This window comes from Corallococcus carmarthensis, from assembly GCF_003611695.1.
GTDB lineage: Bacteria > Myxococcota > Myxococcia > Myxococcales > Myxococcaceae > Corallococcus > Corallococcus carmarthensis.
Window position 1 is genome coordinate 133,295 of the sequence record NZ_RAWE01000002.1, and the last position, 24,376, is coordinate 157,670.

The window sequence follows — 24,376 nt, forward strand, 5'->3', positions numbered from 1 at the left end:
CCCGTCAGCGGGGCAGGAAGAGCAGCAGGAGCGTGGGCACCGCGGCGACGAGGATGCCCGCGCCCAGCGTGAGCACCATCTGGAGGAAGAACAGGTCCTCCAGCGTCTCCTCCAACACTCCCTCCAGCTGGTCGATGGCCAGCAGCTCCAGCTCGCGCACCGCGGAAGTCATGTCCGGCGACGTCAGCACCGCGCGCAGGGCGATGAGCCCCAGCACCCGGCGGGACTGGTCCATGAGAAAGCCCTCCAACCATCCGGCGCGGGAGGAGGCGGATTCGCGCACCTCCTCGGGCTCCCGCATGCGCTCCGCCACCGACTGCTCGATGGCCCGCGTGAGCTCCGCGCGACTGGGCGTGCCGGCCCCGCGCAGCCGCCGGGCGACCTGCAGCGTCGCGGGCTTGAGGATGGCGTACGCATAGCCCATCAGCCCTCGTGCCCGGACCTCACTCGAGAGCCGCGAGCTGACCCCGTGGAGCAGCCACACGGAGCCTCCGGCGATGGCCAGGGCCAATGGCGTGAGCATGAAGCTCAGGACGTTCAACCAGGCGGGCGTCGGGGCCGCGCCCGTCCAACGTGGCGCGAGAAAGAAGGTACCGGCCAGCGCCAGGCCGAAGCACCCGAAGACGAAGAAGCCCTTCAGTGCGCCCTTCACGCCGGAGCCCAGCAACGCGGGCACCATGGCGACGAGGCTTCGCAAGCCCGCGCGGACGATGCTCCCCGTGGACTCACGCGGAGGTGCAGCGTCCACGGCCCTTTCCTTCAACGCCGCGTGACTCATGACGAGCGCTCCACGGACGCAAGGCCCAGCTCAGCCGTGGCCCACTGGTCCACCTGTTCGGCGGAGGGCGGCGATACCGGCACATCGGCCTTCAGCTCACGCCGGCGCCGCCACCACATCAGGAGCGCGGCGGCGCCGAAGAGCACGGCCCCCACGGCCAGCCTGGGCAGCAGCCACGGGATGGGGCTGGACCGGGAGCTCTGGCGCTCCTTCCACCACGCCGTGCCCGTCCCTATCAGGGCGAGCACTCCCGGAATGGCGGCCATTCGCCACAGGGTGCCGCTGTCCGGGCCCGGCACGAGCGCCATCAGCCCCAGGAACACCGTGGTGATCCACAGCAGGATGCGTCCCAGCCGGAAGTTCGTCAGCCCCACCAGCACCGCCGCGACCGGCCGTGAGCCCTCGCCACTCAAGTTGCGTTCCCCATGAGGATGTCATCCTAAAGGGAGCAGGTCGGCACCCAAAGCCAGCCTGGGGTGGGGACGTCCGGGCTCAAGGCTGGGGGTGCCACCACAGCCCCTTCAGTCCCGCCTGCTCACACGCCTGCCGCGCCTCCTCGGTGAAGCAGTAGAAGACCAGTTCGGGGACGGAGAACACGGGAGGAAAGCCTCCGGGTGGCGGGCGGAGCACGAGGGGCTCGGCTTCCTCCGGGCCCAGGAACTCTTCGCCGCACTCATGGAAGGGCACGCCCTTCACGAGGGTGTGCTCCCGGTCGAGGCAGTCGGTCTGCTCCAGCAACTGGAGGATGACGAAGTCCTCGTTCTTCAGCGCCGGGTCCGTCACCGAATACCAGGTCCGCTGCCGGGTGAACCGGTCACGCACGAGGTGCCTGATGTGTTCCGAGTAGATGACCGTGGGGATGAGGCGGTGGGGGAACCGGCCCACCGCTTCGAGCACGCGCACCATGCGCCGGGAGAGGAGCGTCCACCCCAGGGGCGCGGTGCTCAGGTGGTCGAGCCGGGCGGCGTTCTCCAGGTTGCCGACGAACTCGATGACCCCGGGCGCGCCCTGCTGGCGCTGATAGTCGATGCTGGGGTCGAAGAACGTCACGTCCTCGAAGCCGTCGAACTCGATGATCTTGGCGTCATAGACACCTTCCTCCTCGAAGTGGGAGACGTCAGCCGTCAATGCATACATCATGCGGTGTGTGACTCCCCGTGAGAGGACAGCTCCAGCAAGGCCAGCTTCTTCCCCGTGAGCACCTTACCGCCGCGCTGCTCCTGGATCACCTTGATCACCGGCTCCTTCAGGTTGCCGGATTGGATGACCTGTCGAAGCTCGTTCTCGACCTTGAGGATCGCGTCCTCGATGATCTTGGGCGTCCAACTGGAGGAGGGGCCCGTCATGAGCAGTTTTTTCCTGGCTGCGTCCAGCCGGGCCTCCACGAACTTGCTGTAGATCGGGTGGCTGCCCGAGTGGATGAGCTGTCCCTCCACGTTGATGCCGGAATGCATGTCGAGGATGTTCGACCCCCGGTCAATCGTATAACCCTTGAGCCGCTCCATGGCCGTGCGGATCAACGGGTGGCTCTGGGCGACCGCGTCGGGGATGAGGTGGTGCATGGGATGGCCGGCGGAGAGCCGGACCTCCGCCGCCGCCCGCGCCGCCGGTCCCTGGGTCTTCTCCACCCAATCCAAATAGTTCTTCCGGTAGCGGGTGAAGACGCTGAGGCGGGGCGTGCCCTTGCCGACCTTGAGCACCACCAGCCCGTCCTCGGTCACCGTGAGCGCCCCGAATTCGTCGCCCAGGGCCTTTCCGTCCGGACGGCGCAGGCGATAGGGCTGGGGGCCATTGCTCAGCTTCTCCAGGCGGTAGCCCGCGGACTGGAGCTCCTGCTTGAACGCATTGAACTCCGGCGTCCCCTCCTTCGGGATGCGGCGTCCGACGAAGTCCTTGAGCTTCTCCCAGTTGGGAAGCTTCTCCAGCAGCTTCTCCAACTCGGCGTCGCCGACCGTGCGCTCGGTCAGGGTGGGCTCGGTGTCCGGTCTGGAGCTCCCGCCTTCCTTGACGGCCTTCGACATCAGCGGCGTGCCGAGTCCCGAGGGATTGAAGGGCAGCGGGACGGCGGGGGCGGCGGTGATGGCACCCGGTTGGAACACGGGGACGCCCGCGTAGGCCCCGCCGGGACCCGCCGCCGCCATCATGTAGATGCGGGGTGGGGTGATCTTCACGGACGTCATCAGCTTGAGCCCACGTCCCGCGTTGGTCTTCGCGCCCATCAGCGCCAGCGCGGCCATCGCGATGCTCACCAGCATCCGGAGGAAGGACTTGCTGGCCTCCTTGAGTTTCTCCGGGGAGCCGTTGGCCTCCCACGCCTGGGTGAGCCACAGCTGCGCGTGCTTCAGGGCTTCCCCTCCGGCCTCGACGAGGCCATAGGCGCCGAACGCCGCCAGGCCCAACTGGATGAGCGCCGCCGCCAGCTGCCCCACCCCCGTGGGGGTCGCCGCCAGGAAGGTGGACAGCGCCTCCGCGGCGATGAAACCCACGACCATGGCGGAGATCTCCAGCCAGTGCTCCTTGATGGCCTGGCCGTACTGGCCGGCGACCTCGCCGAAGTACAGGTCCGCCTGTTTCACGGAGGAGATGACGTCCTCCAGGTGCAGGGCGGCCCGGCGCGCCTTGGCCATCGCCTCGTGGGTGATGGAGCCGCTCGACACGATTCCCTGGAGCTGGTTGGCGAAGGCGATGCTCACCAGCCAGATGCGCTCGCCCGCGACCAGCCGGACGTCACCGTCGATGCGCTGGACCCCCTTGCGGCCACCCTTCGTGTTCACGTGATGGATGACATTCTCGTAGAAGCGCAGGTCGCGTCCCGGCTGGATGGCCTGCCGGTAGATGCGCGCGGCGATGGGCTCCAGCCGGTCCCCTGGACGGACCTGGTAGAGGGTCGCCGCGGGCTCCGGCAGTTCGGTCGTGATGCGCAGGGTCTGCATATAGCCTTGCAGCAGATAGCCCCCCACCAGGGTCGACACGTAGGACCAGCCAGGGGCCTGGGCGTGGTCACGGATGACGGTCACCCGGGTGCCCGGAGGCAGGGGCGCCTGGGTCAGGCAGGTGGAGCCCGTCATCATCGCGGGAAGCGTCCGCAGGTTGGCGCCATCACTCTGGTCGATGAACCCGAATTGAATCGTCATGTTCACCCCTGTCTCGGGACTGACAGGATTCTGCCACCTGGACAGGGAGTGAAGAACTGGCCAGGTGAGAATGACAAAGACTTACATCCGCTACGCGGCGGACGCCTGCTGGATGCGGGCCTCTGTTTCGGAGGGGCTGGCAATCCAGGGCCAGAAGCGTTGAGGCTCTCCGAAGTTGTCGAAGAACGTGTCGGCCAGCGTCGACACCGCCGAGGCCGCCCCCAGGTAGCGCAGCACGTGGGGAGGAGGCGGCTGGAGCAGCAGGTTGGTGAAGGCGGTGATGTATTGGCCTTCCGTCCGCCAGAAGTGCTCGAAGGTCTGCTCCATCCAGTCCGGACTGAAGGGCTGGTCACCGTGCGCGAGGATGGCCTTTGTCATCGCATGCGCCTGCTTCGACGCGCTGTTGAGCCCCTGGCCCGCGATGGGGTCGTTGAGCAGGACGACATCCCCCATCCCCATCACCACCCGGCCCGAAGGCAGCCTGCCCACCGGCTTGCGCACCGTGGGCGTGAACGCGCCCGTGAGCCAGGAGGACTCGTCCACGATGGAGGCGCCCTCCAGCCGCTCCGCCACCCAGGGTGAGAATTCGCGCAGCACCTCCTTCATCCGCTCCATGGCTTCCCGCGCGGTGCTCACGCCGCCGAAGCGGTCCATTCCCTGGCCGGGGATGGCCTCCAGCAGGAGGCAGCTCAGCGGACCCCGGATGCGGTCGAAGTACGGCATGGAGAAGTACTCGCCGTGGCCCGCCGCCAGGATGAACTTGAGCGCGGGGTAGGGCGTCTCGTGCAGCGGCTTCATGCCGGTGACAATCATTGCCGCGAGGTTGCGCTGCGGCTGCGTGTGGACGCTGCGCCCGGCGTCCCGTTCGAACAGCCGGGTGAAGCTGTTGCGGCCCGTCGTCACGACCACCAGGTCATGCTCCGGGACGAGCGCCTCCAGGCCGTCCACGTCCACGTCCCGCACCACCACGGTGCCGCCGCGCCGCTCGAACTCCGCGAGCCAGCGTGAGTACTTCGCCCGCAGGTCCAGGGACTTGCCCGGATGGAGGATGCGCCCCTGGACCCGGAGCACCCGCTGGCCGGGCGCCGCGCAGACGTCCAGGTCCCCACCCCGGGCGTACTCCCCCGGGCCCTGCCAGAAGTCGAGCCCCAGCTCCTGCTCGTACTGGTAGGCGCGGCCGAAGAGGTAGGTGGTCGCGGCGATCCGGGCGTTGAAGAGCTGCTCGGGCGTGCGGTCCGAGTAGACGGTGACGGCGTAGCCCTGCTCCAGCAGGCCGAAGCCGAGCTGCAGGCCCGCCTGGCCCGCTCCAATGATGCCGATGTTCCTCATGGTGCCCCCTGGGTGGTTCGCGGGGGTCTGACACCCCGCCAGGGCACTACGTAGCGAACCCCCGGTCCTGGCAACGCACGGAGGTACGAGGCCGCCCGGAATCCGACGCCGGGAGCCCCCTTTCATGTCAGACCCCGCGAGTACTGTTCTTCCCGTCGCAGCGAGAAACGAACGAGGGGGAGTACGTCATGGCCGTGTCTGTGATTGATAACCGCGTCGAGGTCGTCTTCAGCTTTGACACCACGGGCAGCATGTATCCGTGTCTCGCGCAGGTGCGGAAGAAGCTGGGGGCCGCCGTGGCCCGGCTGACGAAGGAGATTCCGGGCATCCGCATCGGCATCATCGCGCACGGGGACTACTGTGACGCGGGCTCCACCTACGTGACCAAGGCGCTGGACCTCACCGACGACGCCAAGGCCATCACCCGCTTCGTGGAGAAGGTGGGCCAGACGGGTGGCGGAGACGCGCCCGAGTGCTACGAGCTGGTGCTGCACGAGGCCCAGGGCCTGTCCTGGACGAAGGGCTACACGAAGGCGTTCGTGCTCATTGGCGATGACGTGCCGCACGCGCCCCAGCACAACCCGAAGAAGCTGGACTGGCGCAAGGAGGTGTCCACGCTGGGGGCCATGGGCGTGCCCGTGTATGGCGTCCAGGCGCTGAACCGCCGTCACGCGACGTCGTTCTACAAGGAGCTGGCGGAGAAGTCGGGCGGCTTCCACCTGAGCCTGGATCAGTTCGCGCACATCACCGACATGCTGCTGGCCGTCTGCTACAAGCAGTCCTCGGACGCGCAGCTCCAGGAGTATGAGGCGGAGGTGTCCCGCGAGGGCCGCATGAACCGCGGCCTGAACGCGATGTTCAACACGATGCTCAAGCGGGCCTCGTCCACGCTCTTCGGCGAGACGGACCTTCGGTCGGTGCCGCCGGGGCGCTTCCAGGTGCTGGAGGTGGATGCGGACAGCGCCATCAAGGAGTTCGTCACGGAGAACGGCCTGGGCTTCAAGACGGGACGCGGCTTCTACGAGTTCACCAAGACGGAGACCATCCAGGGCCGCAAGGAGGTGGTGCTGATGGACCGCAAGTCCGGCGACCTCTACAGCGGCGAGCGCGCGCGGGAGATGCTGGGCCTGCCGCCGGGAGAGACGGTGCGCATCCGGCCCGCGAGCCTGGAGAAGTACGTCGTCTTCGTCCAGAGCACGTCCGCCAACCGGAAGCTCAAGGGCGGCACGAAGTTCCTCTACGAAGTGGAGGACTGGGACGGCGCGCGCGGCAGCGCCGCGGCCTGAGCAGAGGATGGCTTGACGGCCTGTCGCAATGGCTGACAAACATGGCGGAAGCCCGGAATGGTCCGGCCCTTCACCCCGGAGTCCGCCATGTCGCTCGACCCTTCGACCACCGCTGTGTTGTTGATTGAGTACCAGAACGAGTTCGCCACCGAGGGCGGGGTGCTGCACCCGGCGGTGAAGGGCGTGATGGCCGAGACGGGGATGCTGGAGAACACGCTCGCGGTGGTGCGGGCGGCCCGGGCGAAGGGCGTGACGGTGATGCACGCGCCCATCACCTTCGCCGAGGGCTACGGCGAGCTGACCCGGCACCCCTACGGCATCCTGAAGGGCGTGGTGGACGGGAAGGCGTTCGTGAAGGGGAGCTGGGGCGCGCAGATCATCGACGCGCTGGCGCCGCAGAAGGGCGACATCGTGATTGAAGGCAAGCGCGGTCTGGACACCTTCGCCAGCACCAACCTGGACTTCATCCTGCGCAGCAAGGGCATCAAGACGGTGGTGATTGGCGGCTTCCTCACCAACTGCTGTGTCGAGTCGACGATGCGCACCGCGTACGAGCACGGCTTCGACGTCATCACCCTCACGGACTGCGCCGCCGCCACCTCGGCGGAAGAGCACAAGAACGCGCTCAAGTACGACTTCCCCATGTTCTCGCGCCCCATGCCGTCGTCGGAAGTCATCGGCATGCTCAAGGCGTAGGGCGGGGTGGACCGGGCGCGGGTCTCGGCCCGCCCCGGTGGCGCGCTCCGAAGGCGCGGCGAACCCCCTTGCGGCCGTGCGTGGGACACCACTACAAACGCGCCGTTGCCTACCCGAGGGGGTTTTGCGTGTATCGAAAGAATGTTCTCGGCGCGTTGTTCGCGCTGGGGTTGATGACGGCGATGAGTGCTCGGGCGGAGGTGCTGTTCGCCCAGGCCACCTTCCTGCTCAACAAGAACCAGCTCTCCGCGGTGAACTACCGCGGCAAGGGCGTGGCCATCCCCGTGGGCGCGAAGGTCGCGGTCCTCGAGCGGGACAATGATGAAGTGCGCTGCAAGGTCGTCGAGTCGGGCGTCGAGTTCCGGTTCGTGACGCACCGGAGCCTGGGCAAGCCCATCAACGTGCTGTTCGCGGGCTTCTTCGCCGAGCAGGACCCCGCCCCGCGCATCGCCGCGCTGACGCCCGAGGAGCAGAAGCAGGTCCGCGCCGGAGAGCTGGCCCGGGGCATGTCGCGCGAGGCCGTGCTGCTGACGGCCGGTCCGCCGCCGCCGCACCGCACGCCGTCAATCCAGGGCAGCCGCTGGACGTACTGGAACTCGAAGTTCTCCACGTTCGAGGTCGTCTTCGGCCCGGACGGCAAGGTCGTGCAGATTGGCGACGAGCCCGCGCCGGCTCCCGCTCCGGCGCCTCCGGTGGAGAAGACCGTCTACCACGCGACCGCGAACTTCCATTTCGACGACGGCACCGTGTCCTGGGTGAACTACCTCAAGGGCCCCATCATCCCGTTCAACGCGAAGGTCGAGGTCCTGGACAAGGGCTCGTCCTCCGTGAAGTTCAAGGTCGTGGAGACCGGCGCGGAGCTCGCGTTCGAGAACGACTCGCGCTCGGGTTCGGACACCTGGAAGCTGTTCCAGACCGCGTTCGCGCCGGAGGACCAGGCCGGCAAGCTGGAGGCGCTGTCGCCGGACGACCGCAAGAAGGTCTCCGCGTCGGAGGTGGAGCCCGGCATGAGCCGCGAGGCCGTGCGCATGGCGTGGGGCCCTCCGCCTCCGCATGAGACGCCGTCGTTCAACTCCACCACCTGGACCTACTGGAAGTCGAAGACGGCCAAGGTGCGCGTGAAGTTCGGCAAGGACGACAAGGTCGCCACCATCGAGTAGCGCGGTGACACACCGCGCGGGCCCGGGCCGCTCATGATGCCATGCGTCGGCAGGCGTGACGCAGAGGGCCGGGCTTGCGCGTGTTCCAAGCAATGCTGGAGCTTGTTAGCCTTTCCGCCGCAACCCTGACGGAGGACGGCGCATGCGAGCGAGCATTGTCGGTGGTCTGGCAGCGATGGCGTTGATGGCGGTGGGCTGTGGCGCGCCCGTCGAGCAGGAGGAGGGGCCCGACCTGGCATCGCAGGAGGCGACGATCCCCGACTGTTCCGGCAGCCCGGACTCGTTGATCATGTACTTCAAGGACGCCAGCTACTCGGAGCAGATTGGCGGCCGGGGTTGTCACTGCGGCTGGTGGGAGAGCTGGGGCAGGACGTCGACGTTCCAGCAGTACATCAACGAGTGCTAGGTCGTCCGGCCGTAACGTGACGACAACGAGGCGTGACGGCTCATCGCCGTCACGCCTCTTTTCTTCGGTGCTTCAGGCTACTCCAGGCTCGGCGCCTGGCTCATGCCGGCCGTCAGGTCCTGCAGCGGCGACTGGGCCAGGGACAGCGCGCCGGTCGCGGCGCCACCCACGGCCCCCGCGACGCCCTTCACGCCCTCGGTGACACCCTGCACGCCCTGGGTGATGCCCTGCACCAGCTGGGCGATGCTGCCCAGCACGGAGGCGACGCCCTCCAGCACCTTGCCCAGCTCCGCGGCCTTGCCGCCGATGCCGCCGACGTCGAAGCCGTCCGTCTTCAGGGCCGACATCAGGTCGGAGCCCTTGCCGCCCGGCTTCTGGGCGGAGGCGGGAGAACCCACGGCGCCCGGAGCGCTGGTGGGGCGCGAGGCAGCGGAGTCCTGCACGGGGGAACGGAAGGAGGAGGGGCTGCTGCGAACGGAGGAGACGGCCATGGCAGAGCTCTTTTCAGGAAGGGGAGTGAGTGTTGCGTTCAGCGACGAGGACACACATAGCAGCCGATGTGCCAACGCCCCGGCCCCGGCAGGGTGCGCGCAAGTCGTTGATCTTGTTTGAAATGCCAGTGGCGCCGTCCTCGCCAACGGCAGCCATCCTGGTGACTGCCGTCACGCGCTGATGTTTCCAGTCATCAGGCGCGCGGGTGTTCGGGACGACGTGTCGGTCGACGCGTCGAAAACGCGCGAGGACACCCTCTCCGCGAGGTCTTCCGAGGGAGGGGCGTGCGGCATGGGCGCTGCAATCAGGGTCAGGCAACCGCCGCATCTCACTGGGAGTTGCACATGACGACCTCGACCGTTGCCTCCGTCCGTCCGCAGCCGCTGTCCACGCCGCCCGAGCCCGAACTGAACGCGACCCAGGTGCTGGGCATGGGGCAGGGCGTGGTCGCGGCCTACTCCGCCTTCAACGGCAAGGACTACTCCGTGCCTTCGGGCTGGACGCAGGCGGACAACCTCACGGCGTGGGTGCCGCAGAAGGGCGGCGTCGCGGAGGCGTTTGGCCTGTGGTTCACCTCCGACGCGGATTCGAGCACGGCGATGCTGGCGCTGCGCGGGACCGTGACGGCGGCGGACACGAGCGCGGACGAGCAGTACGCCACCACGTCCTTCGTGCCGTTCTCCGGTACGGCGCTGTCCCCGGTGCCGCAGGTGCACAGCGGCTTCTGGGGCATCTACACGGGCACGAGCACCAGCGTGCCGGTGTCGCTGCAGGCACAGGTGTTCGCGTGGCTGAAGGGGAACAACATCCAGACGCTCTACGTGACGGGCCACAGCCTGGGCGGGGGCCTGGCGGAGCTCCTGGCGCTGGACCTGGCGGTGAGCCAGTCGTCGCTGAGCGTCATCACCGTCACGTTCGCGGCACCGAAGGCGGGGCTCGCGGATTCGTGGGGGACGGCCTACGCCCAGTACGTCACGAACCCGGCGACGGTGCGCGTGGTCAACCAGTACGACGTGGTGCCCACGCTGCCGCCGTCGTGGATGGCGCCGAACTACGCGCAGGTGGGCGTGGAGTTCGACGTGCTCTTCTACAACACGCTCGGGAGCACGACCACGCAGGAGGCGACCATCCGGCACGAGATGGACAACTACCTCACCGTGCTCACGCAGGCGCTGCCCGCGTCGCCCCAGCTCTACGTGGGCCCCTTCTCGGATGGCGTCTACACGGACAGCCTGGGCAATCCGCTGCAGGACACCAGCGTGGCGCCCACCTCGGACGCCGTGGCGAGCGCGAAGGCGTCCGTGAAGGCCCTGCCACAGCGCCCGGTGGCACAGCCGCCGAGCCGTCAGGTGGCGTTGAAGTAGGGACCGCGGGCATTGAGGTAGGCTTCGCTCCATCCCCCGAGGAGGCCTTCCCCCATGCCGTCCAAGCTCAAGCTGCCGTCGTTGAAGACGCCCACCGCGAGCGCGCCGCAGGCGCCGTCCACGCCGAAGTCCCCCGCGAAGGCGAAGCCGGACGACTGGTTCATGAAGAAGCCGCTGGGGGACCCGAAGCCGGTGAGCCAGCCGCCCGACGAGAAGAAGCTCACCGACTCCATCCGTCGCGACCTCTTGAGCCCCGGCCTGCCCGTGCGCACGGAGGAGGTGGCCCTGCAGGACAACCGCAAGGTGCGCATCACCACGCTGGGGCAGATCAAGATTGGCGAGACGGACAAGCAGCAGGGCTTCACGCTGGCGGCGCTCCAGGACCTGAAGAAGATCTCCAGCACGGAGACGGGCCGCATGGAGCTCAATGGCATCAACCGTCACTCGGGGCTCAACGGCACCACCGAGAAGCACGTGCAGATCTGGAAGAAGGACGAGAGCGGCACGACGGACAAGGCAGGCGAGAGCAAGGCGTTCGGCATCAAGGCCGGCTCCAAGGTGGAGTACAGCCCGCAGGACGGCATCCCCGACCCCAAGCACGCGTCGCACAAGGAGAAGTACGGCGCGTGGGGCACGCCCCAGAACAAGCCTTCTGACTCCACGCTCCTCCACGAACTGCACCACGCGCGGGAGTACGTGGACGGCACCATCGACACGAAGACGACGGTGAAGCGCGGCAACAAACCGGACCTGTCGTTGAGCGAGATGAGCGCGGCGGGCCTGGATGGCTTCAAGGACAGCGCGTTCATCGACGGCAAGAGCAAGCTGACGCGGCCTTCGGAGAACACCTATCGCCACGAGCAGGGCCTGCCGCAGCGCACCTTCTACGCGGACAAGGCGGAGGTGAAGAACAGCGGCATCAACCGCCTGCTCAAGGGCTCCGTCGACCTGGACCCGAAGCTGTCCAAGGAGGACGCGGCGAAGCTGGAGGCCTACAAGGAGAAGACGCCCGTCAAGCCGGAACAAGGCGGCTGAGCGTGACCGCGGGATCAATGCAGGTCGCGTGATGATGAGCGGCGGGCCGCGGCGCGGAGTCATCCGCGTCCATCGGGAAGGGCGTCAGCGGTCGGGAGTGCTGGCCGCCGGCGGTGGCACGCCCAGGGCCACCATGCGCGGGGCGTGCCGTTGGTAGAGCCGTACGAGGTCCGTGTGGTGCCGCCGGGCATCCACACCCCGGCTGAGGTTGCCGGGGTGGACGCGGTGCAGGTGGCTCAGGTGCGCGCCCCGCAAGGGCAGGTGCCCGCCGAGGAGGAAGCGCACGTACAGGTCCAGATCCTCCGCCATCCCCAGCGTCTCGTCGTAGCCGCCCACTTCATCGAAGAGGCTCCGGTGGAAACAGACGTTGCCCTGGAGGAAGTGCTCCGCCCGGAAGATGGAGGTCAACATCGCCAGGGACGACGGAAACGTCCAGGCCGCGTAGTCCTGCCCCGGCAGGTAGCGCCGGTCCCTGTCCATGCGGACGAAGTCCGCGACGAACCAGCGCCGGCCAGGGTGGTGGAGGATGAGGTCCGCGTAGTGATGCAGCGTGCGCTGCAGCAGCAGATCGTCGTCGTCGAGCGGCACCAGCCAGGCCTCCGGCGATGACTCGCGGATGAGGGCGTTGCGCGCGGCGCCCGGCGACAGGTGCTCCTGTTGGACGTGGACGTGGTGCTTCACGTCGAATTCCAACGGAGCGCGCACCGTGGCGTGCACGCTGGCGACGGCCTCCGCCAGGTACTTCGAGCGCTCGCTCACGCTGGGCGTGATGACCGCGAAGCGCAGGTTCGTGCCGTGGCCTTCGGTGGGCTCCATGCGTCTTCCTCCTCACGACGCCCAAGCTGGGGGGCGCGGGAAGGCCGAGGACATCACCCTGGAGGCGCGGCAGGCCCCGCCCGAAGGGTGGGCCCATGAAGGAGGACCCGGACAAGACAAAGGCCGGGTCCCCCCTCGGGAACCCGGCCCCTGTCCACACCGTCCCGGGAGTCCCGGGGGGCGCTGCGATGTTCAGGTGCCGGGCGGACTGCCACGGAGGAGGCGGTGGCCTACTCCAGGCTTTCCGGAGGGGGCACCTTCGTCGCAGGTCGCTGCGGGTTCTGCTTGTTGCGGTTCAGCAATGGGCATCCCTCCTTTCTGGTGACGGCTGACGGGGAGATAATCCGTTCCTGACACGCACCTCGCGGAGACACCCATGACGGAACTCGAGACTCTGGCTGCGTTCGAGCAGCACCTGCGCGACGGCCGGAGCCTCGCCAACGTCATCCTCCAGGGGTTGGACCTGCGCGCGTGGAGCGACGTGCTCGTGAAGGCGGACCTCACCGGCACCGTCTTCCTGGGCTGCCTCCTGGAGCCCGCGACCCTGGCCCGGGTCATCGAGCGGGGCGCCATGGTGTTCCCGCCGTTCTCCGGGCTGCCCTACTGCCCGTACCGGGGCAGCCTCTACACGCCGGAGGAGCTGTACGCGGGCTTCGACCCGACCCGTCCGGACACCTACGCGGACACGCTGGACGCGCGCATCTACGCGCATTGGAACTCGCGCGGTGGGGCCCACCCGCCGTCCATCCTGGAGACGCTGGCGCAGCGGCTTCACGACCACGCCATCAGCGACGCGCTGGAGGAGGCGCTGCTGGACCAGGGCAAGCCCCGCCGGGTGGTGGCCATCATGGGTGGGCATTCCATGCTGCGAGGACAGGAGTCCTACCGCTCCGTGGCGGAGCTGGCCCGCTCGCTGGCGCGTCTGGGTTTCTTCCTGGTGAGCGGCGGTGGCCCGGGCGCCATGGAGGCCACGCACCTGGGCGCGTGGTTCGCGGGGCGGGCGGATGAAGACCTGGACGCGGCGCTCGCGGTCCTGGCGCGGGCTCCGTCCTACAAGGACCGGGACTGGCTGGCGCGAGCCTTCGAGGTGCGAGCCACGTGGCCGCTGCGCGACGCGGCGGCGATGGGTGACAGCCTGGGCATCCCCACCTGGCTCTACGGCCACGAGCCGCCCAACCCCTTCGCCACGCGCATCGCCAAGTACTTCGCCAACAGCGTGCGCGAAGAGGGCCTGCTCACCATCGCTCGGGGTGGCGTCGTCTACTCACCCGGCAGCGCGGGCACGGTGCAGGAGATCTTCCAGGACGCCTGCCAGAACCACTACAACACCGTGGGCGTCATCAGCCCCATGCTCTTCCTGGGCCGCGAGTTCTGGACCAAGACGCGGCCTGTGTACCCGCTGCTGGAGCACCTGGCCCGGGGGCAGGAGTACGCGCGCCACCTGCTCCTCACGGATTCGAAGGAGGACATCGTCCAGGCGCTGGTGCGCTTCGACCAGGAGCGCGAAACCCTGGCGCGGGCGGGCTGACCGTGAAGGCTCAGCCCTGACCCGCGACCGGGGTGACGGCGTTCAGGTTCACGAAGGCGTCCCGCTTCACCCCGTGCTTGAGGAAGTCCTGCACCGCCCGCGCGAGCGTCGCGGCCAGCAGGCCCAGGAGGGGCAGGTGCTCACCGCCCTCGCAGGTGGCCTGGCCCTGCGTGTCCTCTGCGTCCGGCGTGAAGCGTTCGTCCCAGCGCACCAGCCCGAACGTGCCGTCCGCGGACACGGCGCCGTGCACCAGCGGCGTGCCCGCCTTCCGGGCGTGGTCGCTGAGAAGCTGGCGGCTGTCCTGGTTGTCGAAGCAGTCCACCAGCAGGTCCGCGTCCTTGCAGAGCGCCTCCACGTTGTCGCGCGTGAGGCGCACGCCGAAGGCCTCCGCCTTCACGCCATGCAGGTTGTGCAGCTGGAGCTTCAGCGCCTCCGCCTTGTTCTTTCCGACGGACGGCTTCACGTAGGCCTGCGACAGCAGGTTCTTCGACTCCACCCGGTCGAAGTCGATGAACACCCGCGTCGCATCCAGGTTGCGGCACAACAGCGCCGTCGCGGACCCGATGGCCCCCACGCCGCAGAAGACGATGCGCATGGTGGCCGTCCTCAGCACGCCCCGAAGGGCACCTTCGGACGCAGATAGATGCGCTCCTCGCCGTGCGGGCCCCGGAAGCGGTCCACGACGTAGTGCTGGAAGGCATCGTCCCCCAGGTGGAAGCGGTGCATGCCCGGCACTCCGCCCGAGCGCACCAGCTCCACCGCGATGCGGCGCACGTCCGGGTCGCTGATGTGCCGCTCCAGCTCCACCGGCACGTCCGCCGAGTGTCCGTCGTAGGTGATGTTGAGCGTCGCCATGGCTGCGTGCCTCCAGGAAGGGGAACCCAGGCCCGGGACGGCGCCCCCAGTCGCTTCCTGACAACCTGGCCCGTCAGGCTGGACGCAGTGCGCCCGCGGCCTCGGGGCCGGTGAGGTCCGTGCTCTTCGTGACGGCCTCCCACCGGTCCAGCTCGCTGCCCAGGATGCCCATCCGCTCGCGCGTGCGGCGCAGCGCGTCCGTGCCCAGCACCAGCTGCAGCGGCGGCGCTTCCGTCATCACCGCGTCCACGATGGCCTTCGCGCCCAGGGCCGGGTCGCCCAGCTGCTTGCCGGAGATCTTGCCCAGGTACTGCACCACCGCGCCGGCCGTCGTCGCGTAGTCCTCGATGTGTCCCCGCGTCTCCCGCCTCGAGTGTTGCGACAGGAAGTCCGTGCGGAACGCGCCCGGCTCCACCAGCGTCACCTTCAGGCCCAGCGGCGCCACCTCCTGCGCCAGGCTCAGCGACAGGCCCTCCAGCGCGCACTTCGCAGCCGCGTACAGCCCCGAGCCCGCCATGGGCGCCAGGCCCGCGATGGAGGTGATGTTCACGATGTGCCCCCGGCGCTGGGCCCGCAGGAAGGGCAGCGCGGCCTGCACCACGTGCAGCGGCCCGAAGAAGTTCACGTCGAAGACGTGGCGTGCCTCCTCCGCCGTCGCCTCCTCGATGGCGCCCAGCAGGCCGTAGCCCGCGTTGTTCACCACGACATCCAGGCGTCCGTGCAGCGCATGCGCCTGCTTCACCACCTGGGGAATCCGCTCCGCGTCGGTCAACTCCAGCGGCAGCACGTGCAGCGCGCCAGCGGGTGCCGCCAGGTCCGACTTTCCGTCGCGCGTTGTTCCCACGACGCCGCCGCCGCGGGCCAGGACGGCCTTCGCCAGCTCCCTGCCCAGGCCTCGCGAAATGCCCGTGATGAACCACACCTTCGAGTCGTTCGTTGCCATGGCGCCATGTCCTCTCTTGCAGCCGTGTGTGTCTGGGATGGCTTCAAGATAGCGGCGCGGATTCTGTTGAGAATGCGCGGCAGTCCTCATGGCTTGTGAAGAAAGCCGTACAGAATCAGGAGGACCACGCCTGTCGCAGGAATTGGACGAAGGCGCGCACCGGCGGCGCCGTGTGCTTCTGCTTCGGGTAGTAGAGGAAGAAGCCGGGGAAGGGGGCGCACCAGTCCTCCATCAGCGCCACCAGCTTTCCCGACTGCACGAAGGGGCGCACCCGTTCCTCCTCCCAGAACGCGATGCCCACGTCCTGGAGCGCGGCGGACAGCGCGAGCGCGCGGTCGCTGACGACGAGCGGCCCCTTCACCGCGATGGAGAACCAGTCGCCACCGCCCTTCTTGAACTCCCACGCGTAGATGCCGCCGGAGCCCGGCTGGCGCCAGTTGATGCAGCGGTGCTTGAGCAGGTCGCGGGGATGCCTGGGCGTGCCGTGCTTCGCCAGGTAGCGCGGAGAGGCGACGGGCACCTGGCGCAGGTGGCCTCCCAGTTTCACCGCCACCATGTCGTGGTCCAGCCACTCGCCCAGCCGGATGCCCACGTCGAAGCCTCCCGCCACCAGGTCGGTGAGGGCGTCGTCCACCGTGACGTCCAGCACGATGTCCGGATGGGCCGCGTGGAACTTCCCGAACAGCGGCTCCAGGTAGGAGATGGCGCCGAAGCGGGCCGCCTGGATCCGCACCGTGCCGGCGGGCGTGTCGCGGAGGTCCTTCACGTCCGCCACCGCGGCCTCCAGTTCCTCCATGGCCGGCTTCAGCCGCGTGAGCAGCCGCGCTCCGGCCTCCGTCACCGCGACGCTCCGGGTGGTGCGGTTGAGCAGGCGGACCCCCAGGCGCTCCTCCAGTGCCCGCAGCGTCTGGCTGAGCGCGGAAGGGGAGACGCGCAGGTGCGCCGCGGCCCGCGTGAAGTTGCCGTGCTCCACGATGGCCGCGAAGGCCTTCAGGTCCGCGAAGTCATTCCCACGCATTCTGTACGCACTCCTTCACAATCCGCCCAGTCTATGTCCGTCCTCTCCTGGACGGAGGGGAAGGGAGCGGCGGTCACCTTCCGGCCGGACGATGCACAGTGTTGGGTGCACGGGAGGAGACCCATGGAGTCACCGCGAGCACCGCATGGCTGGAACGTGACGCCCACGGAGGCCGTGGCGCTGCAGAAGCGCCTGCGCGAGCAGCTCATCCTCGAACCGCCCCCGGGCCTGCGCGTCACCCGCCTGGCGGGCGCGGACATCTCCACGGAGAAGGGCAACGACACGGGCTATGGCGGCATGGTGGTGCTCGACGCCGCGACGCTTGCGCCCGTGGCCCGCGCCGTGGCCACGGCGTTGCTGACGTTCCCCTATGTCCCCGGCCTGCTGTCCTTCCGCGAGCTGCCGGTGCTGGCCGCCGTCTGGAAGAGGCTCACGGTCCGCCCCGACGTGCTCGTCTTCGACGGCCAGGGCACCGCGCACGCGCGACGGTTGGGCATCGCCTGCCACGGAGGGCTGCTGTTCGACATCCCGTCCATCGGCTGCGCCAAGTCGCTGCTGGTGGGCACGCCCGGGAAGCTCGCGGAGCGGCGGGGCGCCACGTCTCCCATCACCCACAAAGGAGAGGTGGTGGGCATGGCGGTCCGCACCCGCGCGGGCGTCAGCCCCGTGTACGTCTCTCCCGGCCACCGCATGGACCTGGACACCGCCGTGGAGTGGGTGTTGAAGGCGAGCCCCCGCTACCGCGAACCGGAGACGACGCGCCACGCGCACCGGCTGGTGAATGCCTTCCGCCGCGCGGGGGGCGAGGCCGCGGAGCTGGAGGAGGGGAGTCCCGGATGAAGCCCGTGGGGTTGATGCTGGTGGCCGTGGGCCTGGGGCTCGTCGTCGTGGGCCTGCTGGTGTGGGCCGGCGCTTTCTCCTGGTTCGGCCGGCTGCCGGGGGACATCCGCGTGGAGAGCGGCCACACGCGCTTCTACGCGCCGCTGGCGTCCATGCTCCTCATCTCCGTGCTGCTCAGCCTGGGCGCCTGGGTGCTGCGCCGCTTCTTCTAAGGACCTCGGACTTGAAGCCTGTCACTGGATGAGAAGGCGAGAACCCTGCCGGGCCTCCCCGTCGGCGGCGCACCGGCCGAACGGGTCCGACGGTCGGATCCATTGGGAGGACCGGGGCCTGGGGGGCTCCGGCGGAATTCCTCTCAAGGACCCGCGCCCTTCGCGTCTGTCCGGCAGGAACGACCCATCAGGTGGGCCGCCTGCTGTCCGGGCGGTCAGGGTGGCGCCTGTCCCAGGGGACAGGCAGGGGAACGGGACGGACGGGGAGTGGATCCGCGCCGTTAGACCGCGCAGCATGTGGCCCCCGCCCTGGTGTCACCGGTACGGAATAAAAGGCTGCAATTGGAAGACGGCGGCGGGCAGGCCGCCAGGAGTGAGCATGCGCAGGCTGTCATCCCCGTGGAGCGAGCTGGCCTCACACTATCCCGTGGTCGTCGTGGGGTCGGGCTATGGCGGGGGCATCTCCGCGAGTCGCCTGGCCCGCGCGGGACAGCAGGTGTGCGTGCTGGAGCGTGGCCGGGAGATGCACCCCGGTGAGATGCCGCGCACGCCCGCGCAGGCCGTGGCCGAGTTCCAGCTCCACTGCGCCCCGGGCCAGGGAGACCTGGACGTGGGCAGCCCCACGGGCCTCATCGAGGTCCACCGCAACGGTGACGTGTCCGTCATCGACGGCTGCGGCCTGGGCGGCACGTCGCTCATCAACGCGGGCGTGACGATGCGGCCCGACCCCCGCGTGTTCGAGGACCCCCGCTGGCCGGAGGCCCTGCGCGCCGACGTGCACGGCCTCTTGGAAGACGGCTTCGCGCACGCGGAGCTGATGCTGCGGCCCCTGCCGTACCCGGAGGACCATCCGCCCCTGCAGAAGCTCAAGACGTTCGGCATCTCCGCGGAGAAGCTGGGCGGACGGCTGACGCGGCCTCCGGTGGCGGTGACGTTCGAGGCGGGCGTCAACGCCGCGGGCGTGCGGCAGCCGGGGTGCTCGCTGTGCGGCGACTGCGCCACGGGCTGCAACACCGGCGCGAAGAACACCGTGCTGATGAACTACCTGCCGGACGCGCACGCGCACGGAGCCCGCATCTTCACCGAGGTGTCGGTGCGCGCGGTGGTGCCGGACGGCGCGAAGTGGCGCGTCTACTACCGCCCCCTCAACACCGGCCGCGAGCGCTTCGACGCGCCCGATGCCTGGCTCACCGCGGACCGGGTCATCCTGGCGGCCGGCACCATGGGCACGGCGGAGATCCTGCTGCGTTCGCGCGAGCGTGGTCTGCCCGTGTCCTCGAAGCTGGGCCACCGCTTCAGCAGCAACGGCGACGTGCTGGCCTTCGGCTACAACCTGGACATGCCCGTCCACGGCGTGGGCCACGGCGAGCAGGACCACGAGACGCGGGACCCGGTGGGGCCCTGCATCGCGGGCGTCATCGACCAGCGCGACACCGCGCGGCTGGACGAGGGGATGATCATCGAGGAGGGCGTCATCCCCGGCGCGCTCGCGTCGCTGATGCCCGCGGCGCTCGCGGGGGCCGCGGCGCTGGTGGGCGAGGACACCGACGAGGGCATCCTGGACTGGGTCCAGGAGCGGCTGCGCCAGGCGGACAGCCTGGTGCGTGGCCCGGACCACGGCGCGGTGGAGCACACGCAGACGCTGATGGTGATGTCGCACGACGAGGGCAAGGGCGAGCTGCGGCTGGAGCACGACCGCGTGCGCCTGCACTGGCCGGACGCCGGCCGCGACCCGCAGCTCACCCGCATCGAGGAGCGCCTGCGCCGGGCCACCGCCGCGCTGGGCGGCACCTTCGTGCGCTACCCGCTCTGGTCCGAGGCCTTCGGCAAGGAGCTCTTGTGCACGCACCCGCTGGGCGGCTGTGTCATGGCCGACCGGGCGGAGGACGGCGTGGTGGACCACGAAGGGCGCGTCTTCTCCGGCGCCTCCGGCCGCGCGGTGCACGAGGGGCTGTACGTGTCCGACGGTTCCGTGGTGCCGCGCTCGCTGGGCATCAACCCGCTGCTCACCATCTCCGCCGTCGCCGAGCGCGCCTGCGCCCTGATGGCCCGGCGCCACGGGTGGACCATCGACTACTCGCCGCTGCCGGAGGCGGAGGCCCGTCCGGCTCCCGGGCCCGTGGGCGTCCGCTTCACGGAGACGATGCACGGCTTCGTGTCCGGTGACGTGAAGGCCCCGCATCTGGAGGCCGGAGACCCGGAGCGCGACGACGCCACGCCCCTGCGCTTCGTGCTCACCGTGACGTCGGAGAACCTGGACGCGACGCTGCGCGACGAGCGCCACCCCCTGAAGTTGATGGGCACGGTGACGGCGCCGGTGCTGTCGTCCCGCCCGCTGGTGGTGACGCGTGGCGAGCTGCGCCTGATGACCCGCGAGCACGCTCGGCCGGGCGGCCAGCGGATGGAGTACCTGCTCCACCTGCTCAGCGAGTCCGGCGAGGCGTACTACCTGGAGGGCTACAAGGACCTCTACGACGACCCGGGTCCGGACCTGTGGAGGGACACCACGACGCTGCTCGTGTCCCTGCACCGGGGGGCAGGGCCCGAGGCCCCGTGCATCGGCCGGGGCTTCCTGCGGCTGACGGCGGAGGAGTTCGCCCGCCAGCTCACCACCCTGCGCGTGCTCAACGCCCGGGATGGCGTGCACCGCGCGGAGGCCCTGGCCCGCTTCGGCGGCTTCTTCTTCGGCGCGCTCTGGGACACCTACGTGCGGCGCGTGGCCGCCTAGCGGCCGGGCAGTCGGCGGACAGTGCAGCAGGCAGCGATGACGTGCCCTCCGGGACGGGCATGGGCACCCTGTTACCCACCGGGACCGACAGGGAGGACCCCCATGGCTGAAGAGCGTGATCCGCAGCGCCGCTCGGGTGCACCCCAGGACGAGGAGCATGCGGAGGAGCGGCGCGAGCTGTCCATCGAGGAGCGGCGTGCGCGGCGCAGTGCGATGCGGGCCAGTCAGACGTATGCCCGCTTCATCGACCACCTCTGTGAACGGGGAGGGATGTCCCCGAGCGTCGCCCAGCAGGCGGCTGTCTCCGTGCTCTGCGGCCTGGAGCAACGCATCCAGGTGGAGGAGGCGCACGACCTGGAGGCGCAGCTGCCGCGCAAGCTCACGGAGCTGCTGCACCGCTGCGAACGCCACGACGCCGAACCCCGTCCGGACAAGTTCGGCCGCGACGAGCTGCTGAAGCAGGTGGGCGACGACCTGGCCCTGCATCCGGACGCGGTGGAGCCCGTGGTGCGCGCGGTGATGGACGCCGTCCGCCATCAGATCAGCGAAGGCGAGGCGGAGGACGTGAGCGCCAACCTGCCAGCGGACATCCGCCACCTTTGGCTGCCGACGATGTGAAAGAGGGCTGTTAAGGTCTCCGGCACACGCTTGCCGGAGACCGCGCATGGCCCTCGATGATGATTTCAGCGCCGCCCAGAGCCGGGTGAAGACGCTGTCCAAGGCCCCCTCGAACGACACGCTGCTGGAGCTGTACTCGCTCTACAAGCAGGGCACCGAAGGGGACGTGCAGGGCAAGCGCCCCGGCATGCTCGATATCAAGGGCCGCGCGAAGTACGACGCGTGGGCCGGCCGCAAGGGGCTGGCGAAGGACGCGGCGAAGCAGCAGTACGTGGCGCTCGTGGACCGGCTCCTGCGCGGGTAGAACACGGCCCTCATGCCTCAATGGCTCCGGATGGCGCTGTTCCTCGTGCCGGTCACCACGCTGCTCGCGGTGGCGCACGTCTATCTGTACCGCCGCCTGGTGCGCGATGTGACGGCGAGCAAGGGGCTGCGCCGCACGGGGATGGGGCTCTTCGCCGGGGGGCTCGTCGGCTCCCTGGGCGCCCGGATGGTGGGGGCGATGTTCTCCTCCGAAGTGGCGTGGTGGACGGGCATCGCGCTGCTGGTGTGGATGGGGCTGGTGCTCTACCTGCTCATGTTCACCCTGGGGCTGGACGTGGTGCGGGGCGTGCTCGCCCGCGTGCGCAAGGTCCCGGAGCCGCCGTCGCCCGAGCGCCGGGCCTTCCTCGCGCGAGGGCTCGCGGCGGGCGCCACCGTGGCGGGCGCGACGGTGAGCAGCTTCGGCGCGTGGCGTGCGTTCCATCCGCCGGACGTGCGCGACATCCCGGTGCGGCTGCCCGGGCTGCCCAAGGCGCTGGAGGGCTTCACGCTGGTGCAGCTCACGGACATCCACATCGGTGGCGTGTTGCAGCGCCGCTTCGTGGACGAGCTGGTGGCGCGCGCCAACGCGCTCAAGCCGGACCTCATCGCGGTGACGGGCGACCTGGTGGACGGCACGGTGCCGGAGCTGGGGCGCTTCGTGGGCGGCTTCGGCGCGCTCAAGGCCCGGCACGGCGCGTACTTCGTCACCGGCAACCACGACTACTACTCCGGCGTGGAGGCGTGGACGGAGTTCGTGCGGGGGCTGGGCATCACCGTGCTGCGCAACCGCGCCGTGTCCATTGGAGACGCGGGCGCGTCCTTCGACCTCATCGGCGTGGACGACTGGAGCGCGAGCCGGTTCGGTGAGGCGGGCTATGACCTGGACGCGGCGCTCAAGGGGCGCAGGCCGGACCGCGCGTCGGTGCTGCTGGCGCACCAGCCCTCCAACTTCGAGGTGGTGGCCCAGCGTGGCGTGGGGCTCCAGATTTCAGGCCATACGCACGGCGGACAGATGTTCCCGGGCAACGTGCTGGGCCGGCTCATCTGGGGCGACCAGAACGCGGGCCTGAGCCAGTTGGCTCAATCGCAGCTCTACGTCAGCCGCGGGTGTGGCTTCGTGGGCCCGCCCATGCGCGTCGCCGCGCCGCCGGAGATTGCCCGCATCATCCTGTTGCCGGGCTGAAGCGGGTCACGGCTTGCGGTGGGCGCTGTCCAGGAGCAGGCCGTCCTCCTGGAGGATGGTCGGGCCGGGCCGGGGCCGGCCGTACAAGAGGCCCGAAGCGATGCGCAGCGGCGCGGCCCACGAGGGCTCGTCGCGCACCAGCACGTCCTCGCCGCCGATGCGGACCACCATGCCGTCGGGGGCCACCACGGAGAAGCGCAGCGGCCGGCCCAGCGCCGCCTGGAGCGCGGCCATGGTGGTCTCGTCCTCCTGGGAGAAGCCCAACGGGCCCTCCGGGTGGCTGTGGGTGATCTCCATCAGCGTGTCCCGCAGGCTCCAGATGGCCTCCCACCGCGCCCGCGAGTCCGGAAGCGCCAGGGGGTCGTCGAAGGAATCGCCCCACAGCACCTGGTCCTCCGGCCCGATGAGCAGGCACACCTCGCGCGTCGTCGACATGCAGTCCTTCCTCCCGAATGGCCCGTACCGACGTGCGGGGCGGGCCCGGTCGGACACGCGGGTTTCAGACGTGCCGGGTGATGACCAGCACGTCCGTGTCGATGGCTTCCTTGAGCACGGACGGCAGGCTCTCCAGCGTGACCTGGGTGTCCGCGCCCGCCAGGCACACGCCCGCGTCGCGCACGCGCAGCGTCGCGGCTTCCACCACCGTGACGAAGCGCTCGCCCATGAACGTGTAGACGACCTCCAGGAGGCCGTCGCCCAGCCGGCGCTGGGCCATCAGCCGCGCGCCCGCCTTGTCCAGTGCGCGCTCCACCCAAGCGCTGGCGTCCGGCTCCGCACGCCCGCGCTCCTGACGCGTGGCGCTCCGTCCATGCCGCGCGCCCGGCGTTGGGGAGGAGGCGTGCGCGTCCCGCCAGGTCTCCCACGCACCGGGGCCCTGGGGGGCCCCCACGGCGTGGAGGGCCTCCCATCGCTCGCGCTCACGCCCTGACAACGGCCGTGCGACCTCGCGTCCCTCCGCGTCCCGCCAGACCTCCGAGGTGCCGCGCTCCTGGAGCATCCGCGCGCGGTCCTCCGCTTCGCGCCGGGACTCCTGCTCCGCCTGCATCCGGAGGAAACGCACCCGCTCCTCCGCGAGCCCGCGCAGGCAGCGCTCCGCCTCCGTGCGCCCCTCGCGCGCTACGTCGAGCACCCGCGCGCGGGCCTCCACGGGCGCGAACGGAATGCCCGTGCTTCGTGACACGGTCTCCAACACCGCGAAGCCGAACGCCGCGCGCAGCGACGCACTGACGCCTCGCGCGTCCCCCAGCGCACCGTTCTCCTCCAGCGCCCGGCGCGCCGTCTCCTCCGCCTCGCCCTCGAACTCCACGCCCTCGAAGAGCAGCGTGCCGTCATGCCAGCGGCGCGCCGTCACCGGCGACAGGCGCGGCGGCTCCTCCTCCGGCATCAACGCCAGGGCTTCCGCCACCGCGCCCTCGCGCACCAGCCGCGTCCCCCAGATGTGGCCCCGCACGCGCGGCAGTGCCTCCATCCCTTCAGGAGACGCCAGCTCTCGCGCGGTGGCCTCGCGGCCCTTCACCTCGAAACGCCACCAGCCCGGGGCAACGGGCTGGGTGACGCGCAGGCGGCGTGAAGGCGCGTCCACGGTCCCGCCGCCGAAATACGGCAGCACCGCCGACTCCACCTTCCCGAGCAGCTTCCGGTAGTCCACGCCC

Annotated in this window: 26 protein-coding genes; 13 read left to right on the plus strand and 13 right to left on the minus strand. The window is 69.7% G+C overall.

Translation table 11 applies throughout. The features are described 5' to 3' along the window. Positions 1-4 precede the first annotated feature (4 nt). The 5 genes from D7X32_RS01230 to D7X32_RS01260 form a co-directional block, all read right to left on the minus strand. A complete protein-coding gene (locus tag D7X32_RS01230) occupies positions 5-748 on the minus strand; it encodes a hypothetical protein (protein WP_244238793.1) in 744 nt (247 codons plus the stop codon). Positions 749-774: 26 nt separating this feature from the next. Further along, entirely contained in the window at positions 775-1,191 is a 417-nt protein-coding gene (locus tag D7X32_RS01235; RefSeq protein ID WP_147449964.1) for a hypothetical protein, read from the minus strand. A gap of 79 nt (positions 1,192-1,270) precedes the next feature. After that, positions 1,271-1,918 carry a hypothetical protein gene (locus tag D7X32_RS46125; protein ID WP_171446018.1) on the minus strand — a complete coding sequence of 216 codons (648 nt, stop codon included), beginning with the start codon at positions 1,916-1,918 and terminating at the stop codon, positions 1,271-1,273. Beyond that, positions 1,915-3,912 carry an AHH domain-containing protein gene (locus tag D7X32_RS46130; protein WP_208752270.1) on the minus strand — a complete coding sequence of 666 codons (1,998 nt, stop codon included), beginning with the start codon at positions 3,910-3,912 and terminating at the stop codon, positions 1,915-1,917. Before D7X32_RS46130 ends, D7X32_RS46125 begins: the two co-directional genes overlap by 4 nt. 90 nt (positions 3,913-4,002) lie before the next feature. Then, positions 4,003-5,241: a styrene monooxygenase/indole monooxygenase family protein gene (locus D7X32_RS01260; RefSeq protein ID WP_120600639.1), complete on the minus strand. Its 1,239-nt coding sequence runs from the start codon at positions 5,239-5,241 to the stop codon at positions 4,003-4,005. Between the two features lie 188 nt (positions 5,242-5,429). Here D7X32_RS01260 and D7X32_RS01265 point away from each other — a divergent pair, with 188 nt between their 5' ends. From D7X32_RS01265 to D7X32_RS01280, 4 genes are all read left to right on the plus strand, one after another. Continuing rightward, positions 5,430-6,527 (plus strand): vWA domain-containing protein, encoded by a 1,098-nt coding sequence (locus D7X32_RS01265; protein WP_120600640.1) that lies wholly within the window; start codon positions 5,430-5,432, stop codon positions 6,525-6,527. Positions 6,528-6,584: 57 nt separating this feature from the next. Beyond that, positions 6,585-7,223 (plus strand): cysteine hydrolase family protein, encoded by a 639-nt coding sequence (locus D7X32_RS01270; RefSeq protein ID WP_244238794.1) that lies wholly within the window; start codon positions 6,585-6,587, stop codon positions 7,221-7,223. A 128-nt stretch (positions 7,224-7,351) separates the two neighbouring features. Beyond that, positions 7,352-8,383 carry a hypothetical protein gene (locus tag D7X32_RS01275; RefSeq protein WP_120600641.1) on the plus strand — a complete coding sequence of 344 codons (1,032 nt, stop codon included), beginning with the start codon at positions 7,352-7,354 and terminating at the stop codon, positions 8,381-8,383. A 142-nt stretch (positions 8,384-8,525) separates the two neighbouring features. After that, positions 8,526-8,789: a hypothetical protein gene (locus D7X32_RS01280; protein ID WP_120600642.1), complete on the plus strand. Its 264-nt coding sequence runs from the start codon at positions 8,526-8,528 to the stop codon at positions 8,787-8,789. A 77-nt stretch (positions 8,790-8,866) separates the two neighbouring features. On the opposite strand, the gene D7X32_RS01285 is transcribed toward D7X32_RS01280, so the two are convergent. Next, positions 8,867-9,280, minus strand: coding sequence for a hypothetical protein (locus D7X32_RS01285; RefSeq protein ID WP_120600643.1), 414 nt, complete (start codon positions 9,278-9,280; stop codon positions 8,867-8,869). 345 nt (positions 9,281-9,625) lie between these two features. Between D7X32_RS01285 and D7X32_RS01290 the strand changes: the two genes are divergently transcribed. Both D7X32_RS01290 and D7X32_RS01295 read left to right on the plus strand, forming a co-directional pair. Beyond that, positions 9,626-10,645 carry a lipase family protein gene (locus D7X32_RS01290; RefSeq protein ID WP_120600644.1) on the plus strand — a complete coding sequence of 340 codons (1,020 nt, stop codon included), beginning with the start codon at positions 9,626-9,628 and terminating at the stop codon, positions 10,643-10,645. A 54-nt stretch (positions 10,646-10,699) separates the two neighbouring features. Then, the gene (locus D7X32_RS01295; RefSeq protein WP_120600645.1) at positions 10,700-11,680 is read left to right on the plus strand and encodes a M91 family zinc metallopeptidase; all 981 of its coding nucleotides are present in this window, start codon (positions 10,700-10,702) and stop codon (positions 11,678-11,680) included. Between the two features lie 84 nt (positions 11,681-11,764). On the opposite strand, the gene D7X32_RS01300 is transcribed toward D7X32_RS01295, so the two are convergent. After that, positions 11,765-12,496: a glycosyltransferase family 2 protein gene (locus D7X32_RS01300; protein WP_120600646.1), complete on the minus strand. Its 732-nt coding sequence runs from the start codon at positions 12,494-12,496 to the stop codon at positions 11,765-11,767. 376 nt (positions 12,497-12,872) lie between these two features. Between D7X32_RS01300 and D7X32_RS01305 the strand changes: the two genes are divergently transcribed. After that, positions 12,873-14,024 carry an LOG family protein gene (locus D7X32_RS01305; protein ID WP_120600647.1) on the plus strand — a complete coding sequence of 384 codons (1,152 nt, stop codon included), beginning with the start codon at positions 12,873-12,875 and terminating at the stop codon, positions 14,022-14,024. Between the two features lie 10 nt (positions 14,025-14,034). Here D7X32_RS01305 and D7X32_RS01310 read toward each other — a convergent pair whose 3' ends face one another. The 4 genes from D7X32_RS01310 to D7X32_RS01325 all read right to left on the minus strand — a co-directional run bounded on the left by D7X32_RS01310 (position 14,035) and on the right by D7X32_RS01325 (position 16,840). Next, a complete protein-coding gene (locus D7X32_RS01310; RefSeq protein ID WP_120600648.1) occupies positions 14,035-14,619 on the minus strand; it encodes a HesA/MoeB/ThiF family protein in 585 nt (194 codons plus the stop codon). An 11-nt stretch (positions 14,620-14,630) separates the two neighbouring features. Beyond that, positions 14,631-14,879, minus strand: a complete 249-nt coding sequence (locus D7X32_RS01315) for a hypothetical protein (RefSeq protein ID WP_120600649.1) — start codon at positions 14,877-14,879, stop codon at positions 14,631-14,633. A 73-nt stretch (positions 14,880-14,952) separates the two neighbouring features. Then, on the minus strand, positions 14,953-15,822 hold the full coding sequence (locus D7X32_RS01320) for an oxidoreductase (RefSeq protein WP_120600650.1): 870 nt from the start codon (positions 15,820-15,822) through the stop codon (positions 14,953-14,955). A 115-nt stretch (positions 15,823-15,937) separates the two neighbouring features. Then, positions 15,938-16,840 (minus strand): LysR family transcriptional regulator, encoded by a 903-nt coding sequence (locus D7X32_RS01325; RefSeq protein WP_120600651.1) that lies wholly within the window; start codon positions 16,838-16,840, stop codon positions 15,938-15,940. A 123-nt stretch (positions 16,841-16,963) separates the two neighbouring features. Between D7X32_RS01325 and nfi the strand changes: the two genes are divergently transcribed. The 6 genes from nfi (at position 16,964) to D7X32_RS01355 (ending at position 22,724) form a co-directional block, all read left to right on the plus strand. Continuing rightward, positions 16,964-17,680: a deoxyribonuclease V gene (gene nfi, locus D7X32_RS01330; protein ID WP_120600652.1), complete on the plus strand. Its 717-nt coding sequence runs from the start codon at positions 16,964-16,966 to the stop codon at positions 17,678-17,680. After that, positions 17,677-17,892: a DUF2905 domain-containing protein gene (locus D7X32_RS01335; RefSeq protein WP_120600653.1), complete on the plus strand. Its 216-nt coding sequence runs from the start codon at positions 17,677-17,679 to the stop codon at positions 17,890-17,892. The genes nfi and D7X32_RS01335 overlap by 4 nt, the downstream gene beginning before the upstream one ends. A gap of 379 nt (positions 17,893-18,271) precedes the next feature. Then, entirely contained in the window at positions 18,272-20,620 is a 2,349-nt protein-coding gene (locus D7X32_RS01340; RefSeq protein WP_120600654.1) for a GMC family oxidoreductase N-terminal domain-containing protein, read from the plus strand. Positions 20,621-20,722: 102 nt separating this feature from the next. Then, complete coding sequence (locus D7X32_RS01345) at positions 20,723-21,238, plus strand: DUF2267 domain-containing protein (protein WP_120600655.1); 516 nt, start codon at positions 20,723-20,725, stop codon at positions 21,236-21,238. Positions 21,239-21,284: 46 nt separating this feature from the next. Next, entirely contained in the window at positions 21,285-21,542 is a 258-nt protein-coding gene (locus D7X32_RS01350; RefSeq protein WP_120528614.1) for an acyl-CoA-binding protein, read from the plus strand. A gap of 12 nt (positions 21,543-21,554) precedes the next feature. Next, positions 21,555-22,724 carry a metallophosphoesterase gene (locus tag D7X32_RS01355; protein ID WP_120600656.1) on the plus strand — a complete coding sequence of 390 codons (1,170 nt, stop codon included), beginning with the start codon at positions 21,555-21,557 and terminating at the stop codon, positions 22,722-22,724. A gap of 6 nt (positions 22,725-22,730) precedes the next feature. Here the strand turns inward: D7X32_RS01355 and D7X32_RS01360 are convergent, their stop codons facing one another. Both D7X32_RS01360 and D7X32_RS46445 read right to left on the minus strand, forming a co-directional pair. After that, on the minus strand, positions 22,731-23,159 hold the full coding sequence (locus D7X32_RS01360) for a hypothetical protein (protein ID WP_120600657.1): 429 nt from the start codon (positions 23,157-23,159) through the stop codon (positions 22,731-22,733). 64 nt (positions 23,160-23,223) lie between these two features. Further along, entirely contained in the window at positions 23,224-24,372 is a 1,149-nt protein-coding gene (locus tag D7X32_RS46445; RefSeq protein WP_244238795.1) for a hypothetical protein, read from the minus strand. Between the last annotated feature and the right edge of the window lie 4 nt (positions 24,373-24,376).

Coding starts and splice junctions, on each gene's coding strand:
- D7X32_RS01360 (WP_120600657.1), bottom strand. CDS start 23,159: ATGTCGACGACGCGCGAGGTGTGCCTGCTCATCGGGCCGGAGGACCAG.
- D7X32_RS01290 (WP_120600644.1), top strand. CDS start 9,626: ATGACGACCTCGACCGTTGCCTCCGTCCGTCCGCAGCCGCTGTCCACG.
- D7X32_RS01340 (WP_120600654.1), top strand. CDS start 18,272: ATGCGCAGGCTGTCATCCCCGTGGAGCGAGCTGGCCTCACACTATCCC.
- D7X32_RS01260 (WP_120600639.1), bottom strand. CDS start 5,241: ATGAGGAACATCGGCATCATTGGAGCGGGCCAGGCGGGCCTGCAGCTC.
- D7X32_RS01335 (WP_120600653.1), top strand. CDS start 17,677: ATGAAGCCCGTGGGGTTGATGCTGGTGGCCGTGGGCCTGGGGCTCGTC.
- D7X32_RS01350 (WP_120528614.1), top strand. CDS start 21,285: ATGGCCCTCGATGATGATTTCAGCGCCGCCCAGAGCCGGGTGAAGACG.
- D7X32_RS01300 (WP_120600646.1), bottom strand. CDS start 12,496: ATGGAGCCCACCGAAGGCCACGGCACGAACCTGCGCTTCGCGGTCATC.
- D7X32_RS01295 (WP_120600645.1), top strand. CDS start 10,700: ATGCCGTCCAAGCTCAAGCTGCCGTCGTTGAAGACGCCCACCGCGAGC.
- D7X32_RS46125 (WP_171446018.1), bottom strand. CDS start 1,918: ATGATGTATGCATTGACGGCTGACGTCTCCCACTTCGAGGAGGAAGGT.
- D7X32_RS01305 (WP_120600647.1), top strand. CDS start 12,873: ATGACGGAACTCGAGACTCTGGCTGCGTTCGAGCAGCACCTGCGCGAC.
- D7X32_RS01355 (WP_120600656.1), top strand. CDS start 21,555: ATGCCTCAATGGCTCCGGATGGCGCTGTTCCTCGTGCCGGTCACCACG.
- D7X32_RS01325 (WP_120600651.1), bottom strand. CDS start 16,840: ATGCGTGGGAATGACTTCGCGGACCTGAAGGCCTTCGCGGCCATCGTG.
- D7X32_RS01345 (WP_120600655.1), top strand. CDS start 20,723: ATGGCTGAAGAGCGTGATCCGCAGCGCCGCTCGGGTGCACCCCAGGAC.
- D7X32_RS01310 (WP_120600648.1), bottom strand. CDS start 14,619: ATGCGCATCGTCTTCTGCGGCGTGGGGGCCATCGGGTCCGCGACGGCG.
- D7X32_RS01320 (WP_120600650.1), bottom strand. CDS start 15,822: ATGGCAACGAACGACTCGAAGGTGTGGTTCATCACGGGCATTTCGCGA.
- D7X32_RS01280 (WP_120600642.1), top strand. CDS start 8,526: ATGCGAGCGAGCATTGTCGGTGGTCTGGCAGCGATGGCGTTGATGGCG.
- nfi (WP_120600652.1), top strand. CDS start 16,964: ATGGAGTCACCGCGAGCACCGCATGGCTGGAACGTGACGCCCACGGAG.
- D7X32_RS01265 (WP_120600640.1), top strand. CDS start 5,430: ATGGCCGTGTCTGTGATTGATAACCGCGTCGAGGTCGTCTTCAGCTTT.
- D7X32_RS46130 (WP_208752270.1), bottom strand. CDS start 3,912: ATGACGATTCAATTCGGGTTCATCGACCAGAGTGATGGCGCCAACCTG.
- D7X32_RS01270 (WP_244238794.1), top strand. CDS start 6,585: ATGGTCCGGCCCTTCACCCCGGAGTCCGCCATGTCGCTCGACCCTTCG.
- D7X32_RS01315 (WP_120600649.1), bottom strand. CDS start 14,879: ATGGCGACGCTCAACATCACCTACGACGGACACTCGGCGGACGTGCCG.
- D7X32_RS01285 (WP_120600643.1), bottom strand. CDS start 9,280: ATGGCCGTCTCCTCCGTTCGCAGCAGCCCCTCCTCCTTCCGTTCCCCC.